The following is a 23,255-nucleotide window of genomic DNA, read 5'->3' as shown; positions in this document are numbered from 1 at the left end:
GGGCAGCAAAATAGTTAGGGCAGCAAAAGCAGTGGGACAGGGCCATGACGCCTTGTCCCACTTTCACGTTTGAGCTGGTAGCCGTTATTCTTCGCTGCTGTCGCGGTTCTCGCGGGTTCGCCCGTCGTGGGTGCTGTCGTTGCCGTCTACTCCCGCAAGCAGATTGGTGTGCAAGATGGCCGGAACGCCGCCCGCCGTACCCCCAACGATTCCCGGAACGCTGCTGGCGTTGCCGTTGGCGATGGCCGGAACAAACGTTTCGTCGTTGTCGCGCCGCTCCTCGCCTTCTACCGCCGAGTTGACCCGGTTGCCCGCGTCCTGCTCGATTTCTTCCACACTCTTGCCGAGAGGTTCGTTGCCGTAGCGGTTAGAGTTGTCAGTCATAGGTTCAGTGTGCGCGCGCTCCTTGCGGGGCAGCGTGAGTGCAGCTTACGGGCCTCTTCATGCGTGAAGGCCCAGTCAGGCTAGAGGGCGCGAACTGTGAAGAGAGTCGGTATGCTGCATAACACAGTGAATGTCACCTCGCACGCCGCCCCTTCCTTCATCTTAGATGCCCCCACTTGTGCCGGAATTCTCCCCACAGGAGCAGACGCATGACTGACCGCGCCCAATCGGCCCTGAAAGCCACTGGAATGGATGAAACCCCTCTCGCCTCGCTGGAAAAAGATGACGCCCTTTTTGCGCTGACCGCACAGACCCTGCTGTTTCAGGATGGCGGCGGCACCCGGCGCGTGACCCTGCGCGACTTGACCCGCATTCACAGCGATCAGGAAGGCATGTTGCGCGTAGAAACACCCGCTGGAACGGCGCTCACAGCCAGCCTGCTGGGTTTCGATGCCGCCCGCGTGCAAGCCTTTTTTGCTCATGTGCGCGACACCACCGCCCGCGCCAAGCAGCAGGCCGCTGCACCTCTGCCCACCTCATCTTTACCCAGTGGGGGAGAGAAAACTTTTGTCAACGCCCCGGCAACTCCCGCAATCGCGGTGGCCCCACCACCTGTTGCGCCAGAATTCCCGAAGCCTACACCGTCAAAGCCAGAACCCCGCACAGCCCCGCCCACCATCGTCATTGGCGACTCTGAAGCTGGGGATGAGGAAGCTGGGGCCGACGCTCCCGCCGCTTCCCCGGTCACACGCACCGTCGTCAGCCCTGCTCCCAGCACTCCTGCTCCGAATCTGACCAAGCCCACGGCGGCTTCTGCTGCGGCCCCCGTGCCTCCAACCCATACCACTCCACCCCCGACCACCCCAGCGCCCACTTCCCAACCAGTCGTCATTTCTTCCAGCGGATTTTCGCCGTCTAGTACGCGGCCTACGGTGCCGTATGGTTCCGGAACGGCCAGTCCAGCCGCTGCTGCGGCAACTCCCGCACCCAAAGCGGCTGCACCAAAAGTGGCCGCACCAACAGTAGCTGCGCCGACTCATCCCGTTGCGGCGGCCCCCACGCCTACAGCTCCCGCGCTTCAGCCCACCGCCATCAAAACCCTGCCCACGCGCAGCGCATCGGTCAGCGGGTTGTACGCTCAGGCCGACGCGGTAGAAGCGTTGGTCAGTCGCCTGCGGATTCTGGGTGTGGTGCTGGGCGTGTCGGCTATCGCGCTGGCCTTCTTCCTGTTCACCGCCGGGCAGGGTCTCAGCGGTATCTGGACACTGATCGCAGGTGGCGTGGGCGGCATTGCCCTCCTGACGTTGGCAGAACTGGCCCGTTTGTTGGTGGGCATTGCGCGGGCCACCGGGAATGGTGGCGGTTCAGACAACGGATAACAACAGACAACGGATAACGACAGATAACACGGCCAACGGATAACGCCTCCAAAGGACGATGTGGCCAGGAGTACGGTAGTCTCACGCCGATGACCTCCGACGCCACCCCACCCCACTCAGCTTTGACGCCCGCCCAGCAAGAAGCCCGTGATCTCCTGATAGAAACCGTGCGGATTCCCTCGCTGTCGGGGGAGGAAAGTGCGGCGGCACAGTTTTTGACCGAGTGGATGACGGCGCACGGCTTCACGGCGCACGTAGACGAGGCAGGCAACGCGGTGGGCGAGCGGGGCAGCGGGCCTTATACGGTGGCGCTGTTGGGGCATATAGATACCGTGCCGGGCGACATTCCCGTGCGGGTGGATGAATCCGGCGTGCTGCACGGGCGCGGTAGCGTGGATGCCAAAGGCCCGTTCTGTGCCTTCGTGGCTGCCGTGGCTGCCCTGCCGCCCCAAACTCTGGCACAGGCCCGTTTCGTGTGCATCGGGGCCACCGAGGAAGAGGCCCCCAGCAGCAAGGGCGCACGCCACGCCATGCATACGCTCTCGCCCGACGCCGTGCTGATCGGAGAACCCAGCGGCTGGGCGGGTCTGACGCTGGGCTACAAGGGCCGCCTCGTCGCCAAATTGCGCGTTACCAAAGACAACTTTCATACCGCCGGGGAGGGCACCAGTGCCGCCGATGACCTCACCGAAGCTTGGTTCAGAATCCGGGCGTGGGCGGCGGGCGTGGGCGCGTACCGCCCCGGCATTTTCGATCAGGTGCAGGCCACCGTGCAGGATTTGGGCGCGTCGGGCGACGGGCTGACGCAAAGCGCGTGGGCCAGTGTGGGCCTGCGCCTGCCGCCGAGCCTGCCGCCCTACGCCGCCGAGGACGCCGTGTACGACGCAGTTGATGAGCTGACCACCGATATCACTTTTACCGGACACGAGAGCGCCGTGCGCCACCCCAAAGACAATGCCCTGACCCGCGCCCTCCGCACCGCCATTCGCGCTCAGGGCGGCACGCCTACCTTCAAAGTAAAGACCGGAACCAGCGATATGAACGTGGTGGCCGAACTGTGGCCCGTGCCCACGCTGGCGTATGGCCCCGGCGACAGCAGTCTGGATCATACGCCCGAAGAACGGCTGGACTTGGCCGAATATGACCGCGCCGTGCTGGTGCTGACCGACGCACTGACCCGCTTGGCCCAAACGGCGGCAGCCACAGCGTCAGCGTCTTCTTAGAGCAGTGGCCCTCAAGATGACTGGGGTTCACGGCTCAGAGCGTTGGCCCCAGCACACGGAGTTTTAGCGCCTCACCCTTGACTGGGACAGCCCGAAGGCGGGGGGACTCGCAGAGCTGCGCCAACAGAGGGAGTGAATGGGCAAGGCCTCCCAGACAGCGTTTTTCTGTAGCCTGCTTTTCTGGGGGACAATCTGTCCGAACCATCGTCAACCGCGTCTTCTTAAACACTTTCTATGCACGGCCTCATCAGGCGTCCATGACGGCGGGTCAGTCTGCCTGAACGCATGGAACCCGTCACGCTCATCCTGATTCTGTTCGTGGCGGCGCTGGTGCTGTTTGCCACCGAGTGGCTGCCCATCGACGTTACCGCCCTCTGCCTTCTCTCGGCCCTGCTGGTGTTGGGCCTGATTCAACCCAAAGTCGCCTTCGCCAGCTTCGGCAGCGATACCGTGCTGACCCTCGCCTCTCTGTTCGTGCTGACGCGGGTGCTGCTGCGGGCGGGCGTGATCGAATGGATCGGCATGACCCTGACGCGGCGGGCCAAGAATCCCACGGCGCTGCTGCGGGGGCTGCTGGGAACTGTGACGGGCGTGAGTGCTTTTACCAGCAACACCGCCACCACCGCCGTGTTTTTGCCTGTGGTGGCGGGGGCTTCCCGGCGGGCAGGCATTCCGGCCAGCCGGGCGCTGATGCCCTTGGCCTTTGCCAGCATTCTGGGCGGCACGATTACGGTCATCGGCACGAGTACCAATCTGGTGATGTCCGGGGCGCTTCCGGCCAGCGGTCTGGCCCCACTGGGCTTTTTCGAGCTGGCATGGGTGGGCATTCCCTGCGCTGTCATCGGCCTCGCTTACCTGTTCTTCGTGGCCCCGCGCCTGCTGCCCGCCCGCGACACCGAACTGGCCGAAGGCGTGCGGGCGTATCTGGCCGATCTGACCGTGGCCCCCGCCAGTCCGCTGATTGGTCAGAGCTTGCGCGAAAGCGGTCTGGGACGCGATTACGGCCTGACGGTGGTGGCCGTGCGCCGCGCCGGAAGCACCGACAGCAGCTACGGCCCCGGCCCGGATTTCGTTGTTCAGGAAGGCGATACCCTGACGGTGGAAGGCCACACCGAGCGCATTCTGGCGGGAAAAACGGCGCTGGGTGTGGTCAGCCGCAGCGAGGAAAAGCTGCTGGCCCTCGCTTCTGCCGAGGTTGGGGCGGCGGGCGGCGCGGCCCGTCCGGGCGATGTGCGGTTGGTAGAGGCCGTGGTGATGCCCGGTTCCAGCCTGCTGGGACGCACCCTGCGCGAAAGCCAGTTCCGGGAACGCTACGGGGCGTCGGTGTTGGCGCTGCATCGCCGCTCCCGCACGCTGGCCCGCGCGGGCACTCGGCCCCGTTCAGACATGAGGGCAGACATGATCGAGCGATTGGGCCGCACCCGCCTGCAAATCGGAGATGTGCTACTGGTGCAGGGAAGCGCCGCCCGCATAGACGCCCTCGGAGAGCATCTGGTGGTGCTGGGCGACCTGACCGAGCAGGTGCGCGACCTGCGCCGTGCGCCGCTGGCGTTGCTGCTGTTCGTGGGCGCGGTGCTGGCGGGCGGCCTCGGGTTTGTACCATTGGCGGTGGCGGCGGTAGTGGCGGTGGCCCTCAGCGTGGCCCTGCGCCTGATCACCCCGGAGGAGGCTTACCGCAGCATCGAATGGCCGATTCTGGTTCTGGTGGCCTGCATGCTGGCGTTCGGCACGGCCTTCGAAGCCACTGGCGCGGCCAAAGTGCTGACCACTGCGCTGTCGGGCGTGCTGGAACCGCTGGGGCCATACGGGCTGCTGGCGGCCCTGTTCGCGGTCACGGTGGCCCTTACGCAGCCCATGAGCAATCAGGCCGCCGCGCTGGTCATGCTGCCGCTGGCGATTGGCACGGCCACCGCGCTGGGCTACGATCCGCGTCCCTTTGCCATCGGGATCACGGTGGCGGCCAGCAATTCCTTCATCACGCCGCTGGAGCCGTCGTGCATGCTGGTCTACGGCCCCGGACGCTACACCTTTTTAGACTTCGTGCGGGTGGGCGCGGGCCTCACGTTTGTGACGTTCGTCGTCGCCATGCTGATCATCCCGAGGGTCTGGCCGTTTTAGAGTCGGGCCGATAAGGAATGTTGAGACAACGCAACAGGCGGGCAGCCAGAATTTCTCAGCTTGCCCGCCTTAGTTTTGTGCCTCAACTTCCCTTCAGATGAACAGAGGTTCGTCCGGGTCGTCGGGCAGGGGGCGGCCTTTGCGGGCCAGCAATGCCGCCGTGGTGCCGATGCCGACAAGTGCGCCGACAGCCAGCACCACCAGCGTCCACGTCAAGACGAGATGTGAGCGATCCGGTGAGCGGTCTGAACCCATAGCAGCAGCATAACAGCCCCCGCCCCGCTAAACCTGAAATCTGAAAGCTTACCCACTATTGAGGAAGCCGGGGGTAGGAGTGGGGAGGCGAGAAAAGCGGTGAATGAGCGCCAGCGATTGCCCTTCTTTCGACCCCAGACCCCTGACGGCCTGACACAATTTATGAGAAAGCGTCCCCGGTAGGGGACACTTTCTGTTTGTGAAGACCGAACATGCCACCGGGGACGCCTCCCGACTGTACCAAGCGATCCTGCCCCACCTCCACCCCGCCCTGTGGAACGACGTCCGCAACGCCCGTACGCTGGCGTGGATGGTCAGCGGCCTGGTGCTGTCCCAGAGCGTTTCCATTCCCTCCTGGCTGCCGCACATCCACTCCCAGGCCACGGTCGCCCAGAGCACCGAACGTCGGTGCCGCCGGTGGCTGGAGAATCCAGCCATCGACCCTGGCAGCGTGTATGGCCCCCTCATCACCCGAGCCCTGCGGGATTGGGGCCCGCATTCCCTGACGCTGGCGCTGGACACCAGCATCCTGTTCGGACGTTTCTGTCTGATCCGGGTGGCCGTCCTCTACCGGGGACGAGCGGTACCGCTCGTCTCCCGCGTCCTTGAGCATGCCAGCGCTCAGGTCAGTACCGAACACCTCCTGCCCATCCTCGCTGAAGCCAAAGGTCTGCTGGATTTTCTTGGGCTGCGTGATGTTCGGCTCCTGGCCGATCGGGGCTTCTGCGACACGGCGCTGATGGGCTGGCTCCGCGTCTGCGGATGGCACTTTCGCATCCGCATCAAATCGAGCCTGATTCTTGCTGCTCCAGACGGGCAACGGGTCTGCACCATCGGCGAGATCAAGCTCGCGGCGCGCGAAACGCGCTGCTTCCACAACGTCACCCTCACCGGACACCGATTCGGGCCGGTGCATGTCGCTCTGGGCCGTCCCACGGACGGCCCAGAGCAGTGGCAGGTCGTCAGTGATGAACCGACCAGCCTCGGAACGTTTGCTGAATACGGCGAGCGCTTTCAAATCGAGGAGGGATTTTTGGATGACAAGAGTGGCCTCTTCGGTCTGGAAGACTCCAAACTTCGTGATGCCGCCAGTCTCGAACGCCTGATCCTGATGATCTCCGTGGCCACGCTTCTGCTCGTCTCCGAAGGACTCCAGATCGTGCGGCAGGGTGCCCGTAGAGCCAGTGATCCCCATTGGAACCGCGCCCTGAGTTATTTGAAGCTTGGTTTACGCGGCGTCCACTTCGCGCTGAGCCGGGGGCGGGCAGTACTCAACCGCCTGACTCTCCAAGGGGGCGCCGATCCGGCGCCTCCCGGACATCGCAAGAAATCGCATGTCAGTTCTGTGGACGCTTTAGAAGGCGGCTGGGTGCTCAGATTTCGCTCTCCCTCATAAATTGTGTCAGGCCGTCAGCCCCAGACCCTCAGATACAGCACTCTTAGACCCCCCACCTAACAGCCCGCTCCTCAACCCTCAGTGCCCCTCAATCCGCGCTGGACAGCCCCACCGCCCCCGCCTGAGCTTGCGGCTTATCCAGCTTGCGCGGCAGCCTGCGCCACAGCGCCGCTACCGCCAAGGCTCCCAGCGCGGCCAGCGTCACCAAGCCCCAGCGCGATCCCAGGAGGCCAGTGGTCGAAATCAGGCTGCTGGCGATTAAGGCTCCGGGCGGCCCCATGCCCACCAGCACGAAGGAATACAGGCTCATCACGCGGCCACGCAGATGATCGGGCAGGGTCAGTTGCACGGTGGAATTGGCGCTGACCAACAGGGTGAGCATGCCGAAGCCGCAGACGGCGAGAATAGGCGTGGCGATGACCGGGCCGGGAGCGAAGGCCAGCGCGACGGTACTGACGATCAAGATAATGCTGCCCACCCGCAGATTTTTCAGGGGATTGGGCTTGCTGGCCTGCCACAGCGCCCCCGCCATCGCGCCCACGCCAAAAGCCGCGCTCAGTACGCCGAACACAGCTTCACGCGCATCGAAGACCACGCGGGCGTAATAGGGAATGATCACGTTGAAATTGATGACCGTCAGGCTGAGTGCGCCCACCAGCAACATCACGTTCCGGACGGCGGGTGTGCCGCGCACGTAGCGCAGGCCTTCGCGCACGTCTTCGGCCATGCTGCCGTGCTGCCCACCGTCGCGGGCCGGAAAGGGCAGGGTGGCAATAACGAACAGCACCACGAAAAACGACGACACATTCAGGTAGAAGGGGAGAGCCAGCCGCGAAAGATTGTCGGGATTGCCGCCCGCCAGCAGCGTCACGCCCAGCGCCGCCACCACCCCGAACAAGGCTTGCCCGATGGTGCGGCTCACATTAAACGAGAGGCTGTTGAGCGCCACCGCGTTGGGCACGTCGCTTCTGGGCACAAAGTCCACCACCATGCTCTGGCGGGCGGGCATATCGAAGGCGTTGGCTGTACCGCTGATGAAGGCCAGAACCATGACCAGAGGCAGGTTGACCACGCCCAGATGGGTGGTGACGGCCAGCGCCGTTGCCGTGATGAGCAGGGTAATTTGCGTTGCCAGCAAGACCTGTCGGCGCGGCACCCGGTCTATCACTGCGCCCGCATACAGCGACAAGAGCAGGCTGGGCGTGAACTGCGCCACCGTGACCCATCCCAGCGCCGCGCTGCTGCCGCCCGACAGCTCCAGCACCAAGTATTGCTGGGCGGTGGCCTGCATCCACGACCCCACCAGCGAAAGAAGTTGGGAAAACCAGTAACGGCGGTAATGGGGGTGACGTAGGGCGCTGAAGGTTCGGCTGCCCCACGCGTGGGCACGCGCAAGCATTCACGCAAGATAGGCCCGGAGCGCCGGGGCTGTGGCCTGAGCGCTGGCCTGAACTGTCCTTCAGTCAGTCATGCGGGACGGCACGGGGCAAGTATGGGGGCAGCATCGGCGTCTTCATGGTTGGCATGGGGGACTTGGCAGGCCAAAGGTGCGCGTGTTACGGTGCGTCTATTCCTGTCCTGAGTGTCACCTGAAGAGAGCTTGATCTTCGGTGGCCCGCCCTCCAAAACCCCCTGTGAGACCCGTCTAGTGCGCTACGTTCTCTCAATTCGCCGTTCTGTGTTGGCCCATTTGGTCACGGTTGGCTTGCTGCTCGGTGGGGGCCTGTCTGGTGTGGCAAGCGCGACAGGAGGGTCTGTTTCTTCCCCAGTCACCGCCCCGTTGACCGTGACTGTGCAACCCGGCGACACCGCCTACGCTCTGGCACGGCGGGCAGGGATCAGCCTGGAAGCGTTGCTGGCCCTAAATGGCTTGACCCCGAACGCAGCGGGCGGCGTGGATGTGCGGGCGGGCCAAGTGTTGCGAATTCGGGACTTGCCGCCCCATGTGGTGCAGCCCGGTGAAACGTTGTATGGGCTGGCCCGCCGCTACGGAATCACGGTAGACGCGCTGCTGGCCGCCAACAGTTTGCCTGCGGGCGTGGTGCTGAGCGTCGGCCAGAGCCTGCGCCTGTTCGCGCCTGTGGCGGCTGTGACTGGCGCGGCTTCGGCTGTGGCCCCGGCACCCACCATCGCCGCGCCCCCGACTTCCCCTCCGACTGCTCCTCTCGTGCCTGCTCCGGCCTCCGTTCTGACCGCCCAGAGTCTGTCTGTGCCAAGTTCCAATGCACCCCAGATTCAGGGTTCCAGCGTGGCCCCGAGCATTCTGCCTAGCACATTGCCTCCTCCACTGCCCAGCACCTTGCCTACCGACTGGCGCGGCGCGGCTCTGGCCTTGCTGGGTACGCCCTACGTGTACGGCGGAGCCACCAGAGTCGGCACCGATTGCAGCGGCTTCGTGCTTCAAGTGTTTGGCCCGCTGGGGCTACAGTTGCCCCGCCGTAGCGCGGATCAGGCTCAGGCGGGCTTGCCCGTAGACGCCGCCGCCCTGTTGCCCGGCGATCTGGTGTTCTTCGACACCGAGGGACGCGGCGCAGTCACGCACGTGGGCATTTATCTGGGCGAAGACACCTTTGTGAATGCCAACAGCTACAGAGGTCAGGTGGCCGTAGACAAACTGATGTCTGACCGCTACTGGGCGGCGCGGTATGTGGGAGCGCGGCGCGTGTTGCCTGAGGCCTTGGCTTACAGCCGGTAAAGCGGGCAGAGGCGCACTCCATCTGCCGTACCCCCGCGTTCAGGCCAGTGAAAGACCGCCCACTGTACTAGGCGGCTCAGTGGTGGGCGGCTCAGGACTGGGCGGTTCAATCGGTGCAGTCTAAATTCAGGAGTCGTCGGCGGGTTCGGTCTGATCCAAGATGGCGCGGTACTCTTCCATATTCTCGCCTTCACCGAGTTCTCTGGCAATTTTTTCTATGGCGAGGCGCACCACTTCGCTCTTGCTGATCAGCCGTTCTGGGCTGGACAATTCATACGCTGTGCGCGTCAGCAGCGCGTCCTGCTCGTCGCTGATGACCACCTGCAAGCGTTTACGGTCTTTCTTGGGCATGACGCTCCTGCTCGGCCCTCGCTGAATGACACTCGCTGAATGACATGGGAAAGCGTGGGGAGAATATGAGAGGGGAGGGCGGGAAAGAATCCGGGATACCACAGCAAAACGGTTGAAACTTGGGCCTGTGGGCAGCGTAGCACGCATGAACAGTGACCTCAACATCACCCTCACCTGACTCAAGAGGCGGCCCTGAGTAGCAGAAGTGAGGTGAGTCTGACTCTACCCCCAAAGGAGGAAAGCAAAGTCGGTCTAGACGCGCAGTGAGTATCGTGTGTAAGATGCACCTGTTACGAGGACATCCGCCAACGACACTGGCCTTGTTGTCCTTACCCCCTGCCAAGCTCGACTGGCACACCAACTCTACCCCCCCGCGCCCCCGCGCTGTAAAAGGAAACCTCATGCAACTGACCCCACTGCACATTCAGGGAGGCCGCGAACTTGGCGGCGAGATCGCCGTTCAGTCCAGCAAAAACGCGGCCTTGCCGATTATTGTCGCCAGCCTCCTCAGCAGTGAGCCGGTCACTTTGCACGGCATTCCGCGCCTCAGCGACGTGGATACGATTCTGGATTTGGCACACCATATCGGCACGCGGCACGCTTGGGTCGGCCCCAACAGCCTGAGCCTCTATACCCCCGAAATTCTGAACACGCACGCGCCCTATGCATTGGTCAGCAAAATGCGGGCCAGTTTTATCATCATGGGCGCGATTCTGGCCCGCGCGGGGAAGGCCACCGTGAGCATGCCGGGCGGCTGTGCGTGGGGGCCGCGTCCGGTAGACCAGCACGTCAAGGCGTTCCGGGCATTGGGGGCGCAGATCACCGAGGACGGCGGCGACTTTGCAGCCGAGCGCACCGGCAGCCTGAATGGCACGTTTGCCTTTGAGCTGCTGACGGTGGGCGGCACCCATAACGCCGTGTTGGCCGCTACCCTCGGAGACGGCGTGGTGGTGCTGGAGAACGCTTCCATCGATACCGACGTGATCGACATGATCGAGTTCCTGAACAGCCTCGGCGCACGCATCGAGGGCGCGGGCACCAATACCCTGACCATTCACGGCGTACCCGCCCTGCGCGGCGGTGAATATACCGTGATTCCTGACCGGATCGAAGCGGCCACCTTTATGATCGCTGCCGCCGCCACCCGCAGCCGCATTACGCTGACCAACGTGCGCCCCGATCACCTGCGGGCCGTGACCGAAAAACTGACCGAAATGGGCGTGGACATCACGGAATCGGGCAAAACGTTGGTGGTCGACGCTACTAACCGTGACCTGAAACCCGTGAACGTGACCACCCAGAGTTACCCCGGTTTTCCCACCGACGTGCAGCCGCAGATGAGTACCCTGCTGGCGACCATTCCCGGCACCAGCGTGGTGCAAGATCCCGTGTACCCGGATCGCCTGACGCATGTGGCCGAGCTTCACCGCATGGGCGCGGATATTACGGTCAGCGGCTATACGCAGGTCATTCAGGGGGCCAAGCTGCATGCCGCACCCGTGAAGGCCGCCGACTTGCGGGCTGGAGCCGCCCTGTTCATCGCGGCCCTGACTTGCGAGGGCGAAACCGTGATCGACGGGGTGCAGTTTTTGAACCGGGGCTACGAACGCCTGGCCGAGCGCCTGCGTGGGCTGGGAGCTGACGCCCGCCAGCCGGAGCCAGCCTTAGCCAGCGCCATGGACTGAGATTTTAGAGCAGTTCTCCGAATTACGCCACCGAAAAAAGGGACTTTCGCTGGCTCCATTCTCCGTCCTGCTCGGTAAAATTCACTCGCTTCGCTCGGTCATTATTATGACAAATGCTGTAAACTTGAATAAAAGCGCCTGCTCCGGTGATCTGGAGCGGGCGCGTTCTTTTCTCAAGCTGTACCCTAAGGCTATGAGCCATCCTCCCCCGGTTTTTTGGGAAATGACCGAAGAGGAGTACCTGCGAACAGAGCCGCTGAGTCCGTTCAAGCGGGAGTTTGTGGCGGGGTACGTGTATCCCCTCCACGGCGATGGACTCTATGCACAGGCCGGGGCCAGTAGCGCACACGGCGAAATCGTTCTCAATATCGCAGCCACCCTCTTGGGCGCGGCCCGCCGTCAGGGATGCCGAGTGTACGCCGCCGATATGAGGGTCAATACCTCAAGTCCCACCGGAAAACGGGTGTACTTTTACCCCGATGTCGTCGTGACCTGCGAACCGATGACCCCTGAGAGCGTCGTCAGTCAAGCGCCTTGTCTGCTGATAGAAGTCCTCAGTCCGAGTACGGGCCACACAGACCGCACCGACAAAGTGTGGGCCTATACCAGCTTGCCCAGCCTGCAGATGTACTTGATCGTCAGTCCTTCCCAACGACACCTTCGGGTGATTGAGCGCACGGCTGACGGCTGGCAGGAAACCGAGCGGCGCGGTCAAGAGGCCGTTGATCTGGCCTGTTTGGGGAGCACTTTGACGCTGGATGAAGTGTATGCGGGAGTGTTGAGCTGATCGGTAGATCAAGCCGCAAGGGATCGAGCAAGAGTTTCCACCACTCTCCCAATCGCGTGTCAGGCGGCGTGGAGGTGTTGTGGTACAGGCTGCACCTCGGTCAGGACGTACAATTCTGTGTGTTGTGCCGCTCGGTGCTGAGCCGCTCGCCACGTTAATTGCGGCTGCTCCTGACGGACGAGTAGCACCGCATGAAGAGCCTCCACCACACACCAGGCCCAGTTATCTTGAGCCTGAATGGTTCGACAGCGGCAGCGTGCTAGACCGAGATTTTGCTTCATCAAGCGGTGAATCACTTCCACGTCCCAACACCAGTACCGCTGTAAAGCTGGAAGCCACTCGGCCTATCATTGGGTTGGACAGCCTCGTTCGGCTCGCTCGCTTTATCCACCGCAGCGGAGCTGCGGCTCTTGTAGAGGACGGTCACCTATGCCCGGATCGAATCTCCCCCCCCGTCGACCCTCTGGCTGAGCCTTTCTCCAGCACGTCAGCAACGCCTGCTCCAGGTGTTGATTCGGTTGCTGGAACGGCAATTACAGACCACCACATCGGAAAAGACGCAGGAGCCTCATGACCGCGTCCATTGAAGTGCGACGTCATCACAAGATCGAGGTGAACCACCTCGACCGGCTGGCCATCGTTTACGTGCGCCAATCCACGCTGGCCCAACTTCAGCAGCATCAGGAATCGACCCGTCTCCAGTACGCGCTCGTCCATCACGCCGCCACTCTGGGCTGGGCTCCAGAACGCGTGCTGGTCATCGATGATGACCAGGGAAAATCTGGAACGAGCGCCGCGGGCCGTCCGGGCTTCACCCGCCTGGTGACCGAGGTGAGCCTCGGTCACGTTGGGTTGATTCTCGGCATTGAGATGAGCCGACTGGCCCGCTCGAACCGCGACTGGCACCACCTGCTGGAGGTCTGTGCCTTATTCCAAACTTTGATTGGAGACACAGACGGGATCTACAATCCGGCCGACTACAACGATCGACTGCTCCTCGGTCTCAAAGGCACGATGAGTGAAGCAGAGCTGCATATTCTCAAGAACCGCATGCATCAGGGCAAACTCAACAAGGCCCGCCGGGGTGCGTTGGGCACACCGACGCCGAGCGGCTATCTCCGGGATGTGTACGGCCAGATTCAGCTGGATCCAGATGAGCAAGTACAACAGGTGATCCGGTTGATCTTCCGTAAATTTGAGGAATTGGGCACCCTGCATGCCGTACTCCACTACCTGGTGGAGGAACGGATTCAGCTGGGCGTCCGCGAGCGGACGCGCGCTGGTGGGGGCCTCTTGACGTGGCGCCGACCCAACCGGATGACCCTGCAGAATCTGCTGCACAATCCGATGTACGCGGGAGTGTATGCGTATGGCCGACGGCAGGTCGACCCCAAGAAAAAGCTGGCTGGACGAAGCTCGACCGGACGGGTGACACTGCCGCCGAGCCAGTGGCATGTGTTGCTGAAAGAGCATGTGCCCGCGTACATCAGTTGGGAGCAGTACCAACAGAATGTCGCTCGTATGGCCGCCAACCGCAATATCGCATCGTTGTCGGGTGCCCCGAAACGGGGCACTGGGCTCCTCAGTGGTGTGCTGAGGTGCGGACACTGTGGGCACCGGATGGTGGTCTCCTATCACACCGCACTCGGTGGATCAGCATTGCGTTACAACTGCATCCGACAGGTATCGGATTACGCAGGTTCACCCTGTTTCAGCTGTACAGGTGCGGTGGTCGACCACTGGGTGACGGCTCAGTTGCTTGAGGCCTTGACGCCGGTCAGTGTGGCCCTCTCCCTCGAAGCACAGGCCGCGCTGAATCGGGATCGTGAAGCTTTGGATCAGCACTGGCACGCCCGCTTGGAACGGGCGCACTATGAGGCAGAGCGTGCTGCCCGTCAGTATCGGGGAGTGGAGCCCGAACACCGTCTCGTCGCGCGTTCCCTGGAACGCGCTTGGGAGCAGGCATTAGAGGCTGAGCGAACCTTGAAAGAGGAGTACGAGCGACACGTTCATCTGCGCCCACGGCAGTTGACCCCAGCCGAGATCCTTCAGGTACAGACCCTGTCAACGGCCTTGCCCGCACTCTGGTCTGCATCGACCACAACGATGCAGGATCGCAAGGAGGTCCTGCGCCTGGTCGTCAAACAGATCACGCTCTGGGGCGCAGTCAATGATGAGCGAATGGACGTGCGCATCGAATGGCAGGGGGGAAATGTGACAGGGGGTCAACTGATTCGACCCGTCGCCCGGCTCGATCAGGTCAGTACATATGCGGAGCTGTGTGCACGGGTCGAGGCGGGGGTGACACAGGAAAAAACGGCACTGGAGATGGCTGACGAACTCAATGCAGCCGGGCTGCGTCCACCCAAACGTCGAACCACTTGGAATGCGGCCCAAGTTCGGAGTCTGGCTCAACGTCTGGGCCTTCGGTTTTCAAAGGGCACAGATGGACGTGCCGTCCCTTCAAGGCGTCCCCCGCGGGCGGGGGACTGGTGGACGCTGGATGGATTGGCACAGAGGCTGAACATGCCGGTCGTAACGTTGTACGGCTGGCTGCACCGAGACATCGTGAAGGGAGAACAACTGAAACAAGGGGGAACCTGGCGAATCTGGGCGGATGATGCGGAGGTCAGGCGACTCCAAGTCTTGAGAGCTGAACCCATCGGCGCTCGGCAACATCGGCAATGGGTCAGCAAAGCCACTTCAATGCTGGAAGAACCGGAGGTTCGAGATGTATCACCGTAATCGAGTTGGCCCGTCTCGATGCCCCAGCGGGCCTTCCAGGCCCGCAGCAGCGCCCGGACGGTGAAGGCAGCATCAAACGTGCTGAACAGAAAAAAGCAGCTCCATTGGCCGTGAACCTTGCGCCAAATGATGAGCACATCGAAGGCCCCGACGTCACGCGACACGGAGAGCCGACGGACACGCCAAGCGAACTCGGCATAGAGATGGCACCGTTCGGGCGGAAAGCGCTGTGCTAGAGCGTTGAGGGTGAGAGACTCACCCTCAACTTCAACACTCATATTCCGCTTGGCTCGCACCAGCACGGGGATCTGCGTGTCGTGACTGAAGGTCACGACCTCATTTCGTCCGAACTCTCCATCCAGCAGCAGCCCAGTGATGGACACCCCGGCCTCCCGGCACTGCGTGACGGTGTGAATCATCTCTTGGGTCGCGGTGCGGTACGGATACGCAGCGGTCTCCAACAGGCGAGAGACTGTGAACCGCTCCAACAGTGGCGTCGGATCGGTCCCGAACTTCACCAAGGCCGCTGAGGTGAACTGGTGCCCCAATTGAGTCCGCGCCTGACCGCTGTAGTGAAAGTTCAGACCCTCCATCTCCAGCCCCGCGTGCGGCACCATCACAAAGTCAATAGCCAAGAGCGCGCCACACGGCGCGCTCTTGGCTCGACGCTGGAGATCTTGGGTCGTCGTGAACGATTGCTGTGCCAGGGACTGGCACAGCGTGCTTTTCCGGACGGTGCTGTAGGGGGCGATACCACTCACACTGGTGGCACGATTCAACAACGCGGTGACGATGCTGAGCGGTAGGCTGGAGGAGCGAGGCATAGACACTTCGCATGAAGGCCCACGAGACCGGGGAATTTCAATCCCCTCCTCAAGGGCCTTCGTTGCTGTCGCCATAAATCCCTGCGTGGAAACTCTTGATCGAGGCATGACAAAGCGCCTGCTCCAGTGAATTGGGGCAGGCGCTTTTGCTGTACTACAGGGGTTTGAACAGTCACTACACCAACTCGGCCCGCGCTTCCTGCTCTTTGCGGAATTGCAGTTCGTACAAGTCGCGGTACACGCCGCCCGCCGCCATTAGTGCCTCATGCGTGCCGTCCTGCACGATCCGGCCCTCATCCAGCACCACGATCCGGTCTGCATTGCGAATGGTGCTGAGGCGGTGGGCGATGACAAACGTCGTGCGGCCCACCATCAGCGTCTCCAAGGCCTGCTGCACCAGCGATTCCGATTCGTTGTCCAGCGCACTGGTCGCCTCGTCCAGAATCAAGATGCGCGGGTCTTTAAGAATGGCGCGGGCAATGGCGACGCGCTGCCGCTGACCGCCCGACAGTTTCACGCCGCGCTCGCCTACAACCGTGTCGTAGCCCTTCTCGAAGGCGCTGATGAACTGGTGAGCATTGGCAGCGCGGGCGGCGGCCTCGATGTCTTGCGGGGTAGCGCCGGGGCGGCCATATAGGATGTTTTCGGAGACAGTGCCGGAAAACAGCAGCGTTTCCTGCGGCACCAGCCCTACCTGCGCCCGCAAATCTTCCAGCGTGTAGTCCCGCACGTCATGTCCGTCCACACTGAGGTTGCCTTCCGATACGTCCCAGAAGCGGGGAATCAGGTTCACGAGGGTAGTCTTGCCTGCCCCACTTGGCCCCACGAGCGCCACCACTTGTCCGGCGGGCACGTCCAGATTGATGCCGTTCAGAATGGGTGCGCCCTCATACCTGAAGTTGACGTTCTGGAAGGCGACGCGGCCTTCTGCACGGGCCAATGGCAGGGGCTTGGACGGCTGAGGCAAGTCACTTTTTTCGTCCATCAGTTCGAAGATTCGGCCCGACGCCCCCAGGGCTTCCTGAAACTGGTTGAAAATCCCGGTCAGCGCCGCCACCGTGCCGCCCACTTGCAGCGCGTAGATCAGGAAGCTGACGAGTTTGCCAGGGGTCAGGTCGCCTGCCATGACCTGCCGCCCGCCATACCACAGCACCACCGCCAGCGCCCCGAACGTCAGGAAACTCATGACGCCCGCCATCAGGGCTTGCAGTTGGGCACGCTGAAGGGCCGCCACGAAACTCGCCATCACACCACGTCCGTAGCGGCTGCGCTCCACATTCTCGGCGGTAAAGCTCTGCACCACGCGCACACCGCTGATGGCTTCTTCGGCGCTGGCGTTGGCATCGGCGATAGCGTCCTGCACGGTGCGGCTGATCTTACGAATACGCCGCCCGATGGTGAAGGCCGTGCCGATGACGAGCGGAATGACCGCCAACGTGAGCAGGCTCAAGCGCGGGCTGGTGGTGATCAGCAGGATCACGGCCCCGATCAGGCTCACCGTCTGAGCGGCCAACTGCGCCAATGCCGTGCTGGTCACAGTTTGTACGGTGCCTACATCGGCGGTGAGGCGACTGGTGAGGTCTCCGGTTTTGTGGTTGCCAAAAAAGCGCGGCGACAGCGTAATCAGGTGTGAAAACAGCGCCCGCCTCAGATCGGCCACCACGCTGGCTCCCACCCGTGAGAGCAGGTAGGACTGCGCCGCACCGAACAGGGCCGACAACGCAAAAATGCCCAGCAAGCTCAGCACAGTACGGTCAAGGGGGCCAGTGTCGGTGCTGCCCACTTTCAGAAAAGAAGCGTCGATCAGGCGTCCGAACAGGCTGGGAAACACCAGATTCAGGCCGCTGGAAACGAGGGTCGCCAGCAGGCCCAGCACGAACAATTTCCAGTAGGGGCGGGCATAGGCCAACAGGCGCAACAGTTGTTTGGGATCGCGTTTGGGACGCGGCGCGTTGGGGTCTGCATCGGCAGGCAACGCCATAGAACGGCTCGGACGGGACAACATAGGGCTTAGGGTACGCCTCCAGGCGGGGGAAGATGGCCCGCCCGCCTTCAATCCGGAAATCTGAGTTTGCTCGCTAGTCAGCTGAACTGTCCTCCTAGGAGCACTTTTGCTGCTTAGCTCTCAGGATTTTACAAGTGGAGAGGGCACAAGACTCTGTCTCAACTCGGCTTGATTGCAGTGTATGACAGCAAAAAACAATGCGGCGGGCTGCCTACACGCCCACCGCTTCTACGATTGCTAAAACCCACTTGGGCTTAAGCCAACACTGCCCCAGTCTCTACGTACTCCATACCCAGCGCGTCGGCCACGCCCGCGTAGGTCAGCTGGCCCGCGTGCGTGTTCAGGCCGAGGCTGAGTGCCTTGTTGCGGCTCAGAGCGCCGATGCCGTGATCGGCCAGCAGCAGGGCGTAAGGCAAGGTCTGGTTGGTGAGGGCAAACGTGCTGGTACGCGGCACGGCTCCGGGCATGTTCGCCACGCCGTAGTGAATCACGCCGTCCACGAGGTAGGTGGGATCGTCGTGTGTGGTGGCATGAATGGTTTCCACGCAGCCGCCCTGATCGACAGCCACGTCCACGATGACGCTGCCTTCCTGCATGAGTGGCAACATGTCGCGGGTCACGAGGTGGGGGGCTTTTGCGCCGGGAATCAGCACCGCGCCTACCAGCAGGTCAGTTTCGGGCAGCAGGGCGCGGATGTTGGCCTCGCTGCTCATCATGGTGGTCAGCTTGCCGAAAAATACGTCGTCAAGGTAGGTCAGGCGGCGGTGAGACACGTCCAGCACGGTCACTTTCGCGCCCAATCCCATCGCCATTTTTGCAGCATTGGTGCCCACCACGCCGCCGCCCACGATCACCACATGTCCGGCCTGCACACCGGGAACCCCGCCCAGCAACACGCCGCGCCCGCCCACGGGCTTTTGCAGATGGTACGCGCCCGCCTGCACGCTCAGGCGGCCCGCGACTTCGCTCATGGGCATCAGCAGGGGCAGACTGCCGTCTTCGACCTGTACGGTTTCATAGGCAATGGCGGTGGTTCCGGCCTTCAGCAACGCTTCGGTCAGGGCGCGGTCTGCGGCCAGATGCAGGTAGGTAAACAGCAGCAGATCGTCGCGCAGGTAACCGTATTCGCGCTCAATCGGCTCCTTCACCTTGACCACCATCTGGGCGGCCCACGCTTCGTCTGCCGTACCCATCACTGCGCCCGCCGCCACGTATTCGGCGTCGGCAATGCCGCTGCCTACGCCTGCGCCGTGTTCCACCGTTACGGTATGGCCCCGGCGCACCAGCGTTCCCACACCGCCGGGAGTGAGGGCGACGCGGTTTTCTTTGACTTTGATTTCTTTGGGCAGTCCGATTTTCATGGGGTTCTCCTTGGGGTTTGCCAGAGCTGAGCCGCAGTGCTATTCACGCGGCGACACTTGATTGAGATGGCGCAATGCTAGCAGGAAGGCTCGCCGCCGCGATTGCCCGCAGGCCCGCAAACAGGGGCATCGCCGCAATAGCGTTGCGTCAAACTGCTAAACTTGGCCCCAAGATGTCACAATCTCTGCCTGCTTCCGCACGTTCCGGTGTCGTGGAACTCGACGCCATTGACCGGCACATCCTCGCCATTTTGCAGCGCGACGCCCGCATTCCCAATACCGAATTGGCCGATGAAGTGGGCCTGACGCCCGCGCCCACCCTGCGCCGGGTTCGGCGGCTGGAAGAAGAGGGCATTATTCACCGCTATGTGGCCCTGCTTGACCCCAAACAGGTGGGCCGTGATCTGATGGTGGTGGTGCGGGTCACGCTAGACAAACAGACCAAACAGGGCTTCGAAACCTTTGCCGAACATATGCGCAACCGCCCCGAAGTGCTGGAATGCTATCTGTGCTTGGGCGACACCGACTATCTGCTGAAGGTCTGCCTGCCCGATCTGGACGCCTATCAGAAGTTCCTCGTAGACGTACTGGCGGCCATTCCCGGCGTTCGCAATACGGCCAGCACCATCGTCGTCAAGCAGGAAAAATACACGACAAGTCTGTCGCTGGACTAGCCCTAAACAGCAGTTGTCCTCCCCTCTAAGGGGGGCGTTGCGTGAGCAACGGGGGGGTTCGCCTTCCAAGTCCAAGTAAAGTCGCGTGCAAACCCCCCAGCCTGCTTCGCAGCCAGCCCCCCTTAGAGGGGAGCGCAACTGCTTTAGTCCCCACCTCCAAGGAGGGGGCGTTGCGTCGGGGGTTCGCCTTCCGACCCAAAGCGGTTTGCCCCTCTCATCTTCCCCTTCTCTATACTCCGACCATGCTCCGTAAACGTTCCGTCGGCCTGTCTGCGCTCGGTTTGCTGCTGATGGCCTGTGCCCCCCAGGCCAGCAAAGTTCCCGCCAAAGTTCCGGCTTCGGTTCCCGCTAAAACGCCCGCTGCATCGGCTCCCGCTGCCGCACCTGTCGTGTACGCGCCGCTGCCCTACCTCAGCACCACTCCGGTTCGCACCTTCACCAAAGCCGAACAAGTCATCGCGCCCGGCAAGCAGTACCGCGCCGTCCTCAAGACCAGCAAGGGCGACATCACCATCGACTTGAACGCGGCGGGCAGCCCAGTGGCCGTCAACAACTTCGTGTTCTTGGCGCTCAACCGCTTTTACGATGGAACCCGGTTTCACCGCGTCATAGACGGCTTCATGGCGCAGGGCGGCGACCCCCAGAGTGTCGACCTCTCCAAGAAAGCCGCGTGGGGAACGGGCGGCCCCGGCTACCAGTTTTCGTATGAGGTCAACAACAAGTTGCGTTTCAACTCGGCAGGCGTGCTGGGCATGGCCCGCTCGCAAAGCCCGGATTCTCAGGGCAGCCAGTTCTTCATCACCCTCACTGACGCCGACTTTCTGAGCGGTCAGTACACCGTGTTTGGCAAAGTTAGCGCCGGACAAGATGCCCTCGCCAAGCTGACACGCACAGCCAGCGGCAACGATACGCCCCTCCCCGGAGCCGTGGCCGACACCTTGCAGAGCGTCACTATCCTCGCGTCCAAGTAACCCCAGCCACACACTCGGCGCGGCGGGAACTCCGGTTTGCGCCGCTTCTCTTGGCCTGTCTGGTACGCGGCCCTGCCCTTCTTAGATCCTCAGACCCTAGACCCTTAGACTGCCCCTCCAAGCCAACCTCAACAGTCGTCGTTCCACCTTCCCACCGCCTTCCCGCTACACTCCGTCTATGACTTTGTTGCGCCGCCTTCTGCCCGTTGCCGCTGCCGGAGCCGCCCTGTATTACCTGCGCGGCGTATACCGTTTCCGCGATCCAGTGCGCCTGCCGCCCGCCGATGCCGACACGGTTCTGGCTCCTGCCGATGGCCTGGTGTGCCTGGTCAAGCGCGTGACAGGCGGGCAACTCTACGCCGATTCCGGGTCACATCCCATCCCAGTGGGCGATCTGACGGGCTTGCCGGACGCCGCTCCTGATGGCTGGCTGGTGGGCGTGTATATGGGGCCGCTGGATGTGCATTTTACCTATCACCCGGTGGGTGGGGCCGTGGTGCGTGCCCACCACACGGGCAGCCGCCAGAACACGCCGCTGCTGTCGGCTGGGGCGGCGGCCTCGCTGCTGGCCGGGCGTCCCGCCGACGTGTTGGGCACACGCGGCACGCTGGAAAACGAGCGGCACGCGCTGACCACCCATACCATTCACGGCGAAGTAACGACAACGCTCGTTGCCCCCGGCAGCGGCCTGAATGCCACCACCTACACCCGCGAGGCCGACACGGTGCGGGCAGGCAACAAGAGTGCCTTTTTGGATGAAGGCGGCCTGATCTTCCTGTTGCTGCCCGCCGCCTTCACGCCTCAAATCAGCGTGGGGGAGCGCGTGCTGGGCGCAGAAACGGTGGTGGCGCGGGCCGAAGCATGACTGTGGCGCTGGCAAGTCCGAGCACCTCTGGCTGGATGCAGGCCATCCTGTGGGGCATTCCGATAGCTATGGCGGCAATGGCTTTCGTGCCTGATCCACCCGAGGCGCCCACCGTGCCGCATTGGGGACTCCTTGTGGTGGCGGCTCTCATCGCTGCCCTATTTCAGCTCGCGCCGCACCGCCTGCGCTACCGCCTGACCCCAACTGGGTTGGAAATCAATCGTCTGCTGGGCACCACGCTGCTCCCTTATGCCGGAATGCAGGCCAGAGAGACGGCAGGAAGCTTAGGCGTTCGCACGTTTGGCACGGGTCTGCCGGGCTATCTCACTGGGGCATTTTCCTTCGGTTCAGACGGCGTGCGTTCGGTCACGGCGTTGGCTTCGGTGATGTCGGGTGGAGTGTTGCTCGGCGTTCCGGTCAACCATGAAGCCCCAGCCCGTCCGTCGTTCATTCTGCCGTCTAGGCCAACATCTGTAGCCGAACCGTTTCAGTGGTATTTCTTGACCCCCGCCGATCCTCAGCAGTTTCTGGACGAATTAGCGCGGCGTGGTGCGGTGGTGGCCCAATGACCCTCACCCTGCTGCCCGATGTGGGCGACTTGCTGCGCCTCAGCCCCCAGTACAACGCGGGCACGGTGGTAGAACTCATGCGGTTCTTGGGTGCGTCCGAAGTCTGGTGGGCCACTGGCTCTGACCCCGATCACCCCCTGCGCGACGCCCTGCCCGCCGCCCGGATCGGCATTCGGGACGTGGCCCCCGAGTGGGCTTGGGCCGACGCCGAATACCATCAACTCACCAACTTTTTAAATCAATACCCGCAAGGCCGCGAACGGTTGCGGGCGGCGGGGCAGGCCGAACGCGCCCTGAGTGCCGCCCTAGCCGAACCCCTCAGCGCACACCGGGCCATCAGCCCAGAGCTTCTGGACGCCGCCCGCGCTTACCATGACGCCACCCGCACGGCACTCGACGAAGGCCCCGGCACGCGCTGGCAGGAGCGGCGGTTGTCGGAGTTGGCAGCGGCGCTGCAAGGTCAATCGGGCGTTGTATTGGTGGCGCTGGACGATTTACCGGGCTTGCAAGCTCTCTTGCCCCTTTCTGTTCTCCCTGATCTGACCAACTTTGCCCCCGGCGAACCCAGCCGCGTGCGGGCGCTGGCAGACCGGGCGTGGCAACTGAACGAGGGTGACGATTTGGGGGCGCTGCTGGCCGCCCTAGACCGCGAACCCGGCGACGCGGTCACGCCCAAAGCAGAACTTGATGCCGCTGCCGCCAGCATTCACCTTGCCGTTGGTGATCTGGTAGCCGCCCGCGCCCTGCTGGAACGTGCTGCACACGGCCTGACCGACTTGCCCCGCAGCCTGCCCGGTCTGACGCTGGCCCGCTTGGGTCAAGTCCGCGACGCACAGGGAGACCGTGATCTGGCCGTGCGAACATACCGCGCGGTGCTGGCCCTGAGCCACGCCCCCACCATTGCCCGCGAAACGGCGGAAGCAGGCCTAAAGGTGCCGTTCAGTCTGGAGATTCCGGCCACCGATTAA

19 protein-coding genes are annotated in these 23,255 nt (G+C 62.9%); 13 read left to right on the top strand and 6 right to left on the bottom strand.

The genetic code is table 11. From position 1 onward, the window contains the following. Positions 1–84 precede the first annotated feature (84 nt). Positions 85–384: a hypothetical protein gene (locus tag SU48_RS08295; RefSeq protein ID WP_064014846.1), complete on the bottom strand. Its 300-nt coding sequence runs from the start codon at positions 382–384 to the stop codon at positions 85–87. Between the two features lie 209 nt (positions 385–593). Here SU48_RS08295 and SU48_RS08290 point away from each other — a divergent pair, with 209 nt between their 5' ends. From SU48_RS08290 to SU48_RS08280, 3 genes are all read left to right on the top strand, one after another. After that, on the top strand, positions 594–1,763 hold the full coding sequence (locus tag SU48_RS08290) for a hypothetical protein (RefSeq protein ID WP_064014845.1): 1,170 nt from the start codon (positions 594–596) through the stop codon (positions 1,761–1,763). A gap of 89 nt (positions 1,764–1,852) precedes the next feature. Then, positions 1,853–2,986, top strand: coding sequence for a [LysW]-lysine hydrolase (locus SU48_RS08285; RefSeq protein ID WP_064014844.1), 1,134 nt, complete (start codon positions 1,853–1,855; stop codon positions 2,984–2,986). 285 nt (positions 2,987–3,271) lie between these two features. Continuing rightward, the gene (locus SU48_RS08280; protein ID WP_064014843.1) at positions 3,272–5,104 is read left to right on the top strand and encodes an SLC13 family permease; all 1,833 of its coding nucleotides are present in this window, start codon (positions 3,272–3,274) and stop codon (positions 5,102–5,104) included. Positions 5,105–5,197: 93 nt separating this feature from the next. Here SU48_RS08280 and SU48_RS14290 read toward each other — a convergent pair whose 3' ends face one another. Beyond that, a complete protein-coding gene (locus SU48_RS14290) occupies positions 5,198–5,359 on the bottom strand; it encodes a hypothetical protein (protein ID WP_168733616.1) in 162 nt (53 codons plus the stop codon). A gap of 199 nt (positions 5,360–5,558) precedes the next feature. On the opposite strand from SU48_RS14290, the gene SU48_RS13930 reads away from it, so the two are divergent. Further along, complete coding sequence (locus tag SU48_RS13930; RefSeq protein ID WP_082869722.1) at positions 5,559–6,755, top strand: transposase; 1,197 nt, start codon at positions 5,559–5,561, stop codon at positions 6,753–6,755. Positions 6,756–6,843: 88 nt separating this feature from the next. Here the strand turns inward: SU48_RS13930 and SU48_RS08270 are convergent, their stop codons facing one another. After that, on the bottom strand, positions 6,844–8,154 hold the full coding sequence (locus tag SU48_RS08270) for an MFS transporter (protein ID WP_064014841.1): 1,311 nt from the start codon (positions 8,152–8,154) through the stop codon (positions 6,844–6,846). 387 nt (positions 8,155–8,541) lie between these two features. Between SU48_RS08270 and SU48_RS08265 the strand changes: the two genes are divergently transcribed. Next, positions 8,542–9,450: a peptidoglycan endopeptidase gene (locus tag SU48_RS08265; protein WP_064015941.1), complete on the top strand. Its 909-nt coding sequence runs from the start codon at positions 8,542–8,544 to the stop codon at positions 9,448–9,450. Between the two features lie 126 nt (positions 9,451–9,576). Here the strand turns inward: SU48_RS08265 and SU48_RS08260 are convergent, their stop codons facing one another. Next, positions 9,577–9,801 (bottom strand): hypothetical protein, encoded by a 225-nt coding sequence (locus SU48_RS08260; RefSeq protein ID WP_064014840.1) that lies wholly within the window; start codon positions 9,799–9,801, stop codon positions 9,577–9,579. 401 nt (positions 9,802–10,202) lie between these two features. On the opposite strand from SU48_RS08260, the gene murA reads away from it, so the two are divergent. The 3 genes from murA to SU48_RS08245 all read left to right on the top strand — a co-directional run bounded on the left by murA (position 10,203) and on the right by SU48_RS08245 (position 15,018). Next, positions 10,203–11,486 carry a UDP-N-acetylglucosamine 1-carboxyvinyltransferase gene (gene murA / locus SU48_RS08255; RefSeq protein ID WP_064014839.1) on the top strand — a complete coding sequence of 428 codons (1,284 nt, stop codon included), beginning with the start codon at positions 10,203–10,205 and terminating at the stop codon, positions 11,484–11,486. A gap of 193 nt (positions 11,487–11,679) precedes the next feature. Continuing rightward, positions 11,680–12,273 carry a Uma2 family endonuclease gene (locus SU48_RS08250; RefSeq protein ID WP_064014838.1) on the top strand — a complete coding sequence of 198 codons (594 nt, stop codon included), beginning with the start codon at positions 11,680–11,682 and terminating at the stop codon, positions 12,271–12,273. 570 nt (positions 12,274–12,843) lie between these two features. Next, positions 12,844–15,018: a recombinase family protein gene (locus SU48_RS08245; protein WP_064014782.1), complete on the top strand. Its 2,175-nt coding sequence runs from the start codon at positions 12,844–12,846 to the stop codon at positions 15,016–15,018. A gap of 999 nt (positions 15,019–16,017) precedes the next feature. On the opposite strand, the gene SU48_RS08240 is transcribed toward SU48_RS08245, so the two are convergent. Next, positions 16,018–17,823: an ABC transporter ATP-binding protein gene (locus tag SU48_RS08240; protein WP_064014837.1), complete on the bottom strand. Its 1,806-nt coding sequence runs from the start codon at positions 17,821–17,823 to the stop codon at positions 16,018–16,020. A 278-nt stretch (positions 17,824–18,101) separates the two neighbouring features. Beyond that, positions 18,102–19,208, bottom strand: a complete 1,107-nt coding sequence (gene ald / locus SU48_RS08235; RefSeq protein ID WP_064014836.1) for an alanine dehydrogenase — start codon at positions 19,206–19,208, stop codon at positions 18,102–18,104. A gap of 173 nt (positions 19,209–19,381) precedes the next feature. Between ald and SU48_RS08230 the strand changes: the two genes are divergently transcribed. The 5 genes from SU48_RS08230 (at position 19,382) to SU48_RS08210 (ending at position 23,255) form a co-directional block, all read left to right on the top strand. Then, positions 19,382–19,882 (top strand): Lrp/AsnC family transcriptional regulator, encoded by a 501-nt coding sequence (locus SU48_RS08230; RefSeq protein ID WP_064014835.1) that lies wholly within the window; start codon positions 19,382–19,384, stop codon positions 19,880–19,882. Between the two features lie 242 nt (positions 19,883–20,124). Beyond that, the gene (locus tag SU48_RS08225; RefSeq protein WP_064014834.1) at positions 20,125–20,853 is read left to right on the top strand and encodes a peptidylprolyl isomerase; all 729 of its coding nucleotides are present in this window, start codon (positions 20,125–20,127) and stop codon (positions 20,851–20,853) included. 178 nt (positions 20,854–21,031) lie between these two features. Then, positions 21,032–21,718 carry a phosphatidylserine decarboxylase gene (locus SU48_RS08220; RefSeq protein WP_064014833.1) on the top strand — a complete coding sequence of 229 codons (687 nt, stop codon included), beginning with the start codon at positions 21,032–21,034 and terminating at the stop codon, positions 21,716–21,718. Continuing rightward, positions 21,715–22,287 carry a PH domain-containing protein gene (locus SU48_RS08215; protein ID WP_064014832.1) on the top strand — a complete coding sequence of 191 codons (573 nt, stop codon included), beginning with the start codon at positions 21,715–21,717 and terminating at the stop codon, positions 22,285–22,287. Before SU48_RS08220 ends, SU48_RS08215 begins: the two co-directional genes overlap by 4 nt. Then, positions 22,284–23,255, top strand: a complete 972-nt coding sequence (locus SU48_RS08210) for a hypothetical protein (protein ID WP_064014831.1) — start codon at positions 22,284–22,286, stop codon at positions 23,253–23,255. Before SU48_RS08215 ends, SU48_RS08210 begins: the two co-directional genes overlap by 4 nt.

It is taken from the genome of Deinococcus puniceus (genome assembly GCF_001644565.1).
GTDB classification, from domain to species: Bacteria; Deinococcota; Deinococci; order Deinococcales; family Deinococcaceae; genus Deinococcus; species Deinococcus puniceus.
Note: the sequence above shows the minus strand (reverse complement) of the source record. Positions and strands in the feature narration are given on the sequence as shown.

Excerpts from the sequence above, each read along its gene's own strand:
- SU48_RS08290 (WP_064014845.1), top strand. The coding sequence starts at position 594 with ATGACTGACCGCGCCCAATCGGCCCTGAAAGCCACTGGAATGGATGAA.
- murA (WP_064014839.1), top strand. The coding sequence starts at position 10,203 with ATGCAACTGACCCCACTGCACATTCAGGGAGGCCGCGAACTTGGCGGC.
- SU48_RS08220 (WP_064014833.1), top strand. The coding sequence starts at position 21,032 with ATGACTTTGTTGCGCCGCCTTCTGCCCGTTGCCGCTGCCGGAGCCGCC.
- SU48_RS08240 (WP_064014837.1), bottom strand. The coding sequence starts at position 17,823 with ATGGCGTTGCCTGCCGATGCAGACCCCAACGCGCCGCGTCCCAAACGC.
- SU48_RS08285 (WP_064014844.1), top strand. The coding sequence starts at position 1,853 with ATGACCTCCGACGCCACCCCACCCCACTCAGCTTTGACGCCCGCCCAG.
- SU48_RS08210 (WP_064014831.1), top strand. The coding sequence starts at position 22,284 with ATGACCCTCACCCTGCTGCCCGATGTGGGCGACTTGCTGCGCCTCAGC.
- SU48_RS08245 (WP_064014782.1), top strand. The coding sequence starts at position 12,844 with ATGACCGCGTCCATTGAAGTGCGACGTCATCACAAGATCGAGGTGAAC.
- SU48_RS08270 (WP_064014841.1), bottom strand. The coding sequence starts at position 8,154 with ATGCTTGCGCGTGCCCACGCGTGGGGCAGCCGAACCTTCAGCGCCCTA.
- SU48_RS08260 (WP_064014840.1), bottom strand. The coding sequence starts at position 9,801 with ATGCCCAAGAAAGACCGTAAACGCTTGCAGGTGGTCATCAGCGACGAG.
- ald (WP_064014836.1), bottom strand. The coding sequence starts at position 19,208 with ATGAAAATCGGACTGCCCAAAGAAATCAAAGTCAAAGAAAACCGCGTC.
- SU48_RS08225 (WP_064014834.1), top strand. The coding sequence starts at position 20,125 with ATGCTCCGTAAACGTTCCGTCGGCCTGTCTGCGCTCGGTTTGCTGCTG.
- SU48_RS08295 (WP_064014846.1), bottom strand. The coding sequence starts at position 384 with ATGACTGACAACTCTAACCGCTACGGCAACGAACCTCTCGGCAAGAGT.
- SU48_RS08230 (WP_064014835.1), top strand. The coding sequence starts at position 19,382 with ATGTCACAATCTCTGCCTGCTTCCGCACGTTCCGGTGTCGTGGAACTC.
- SU48_RS08280 (WP_064014843.1), top strand. The coding sequence starts at position 3,272 with ATGGAACCCGTCACGCTCATCCTGATTCTGTTCGTGGCGGCGCTGGTG.
- SU48_RS08250 (WP_064014838.1), top strand. The coding sequence starts at position 11,680 with ATGAGCCATCCTCCCCCGGTTTTTTGGGAAATGACCGAAGAGGAGTAC.
- SU48_RS14290 (WP_168733616.1), bottom strand. The coding sequence starts at position 5,359 with ATGGGTTCAGACCGCTCACCGGATCGCTCACATCTCGTCTTGACGTGG.
- SU48_RS08215 (WP_064014832.1), top strand. The coding sequence starts at position 21,715 with ATGACTGTGGCGCTGGCAAGTCCGAGCACCTCTGGCTGGATGCAGGCC.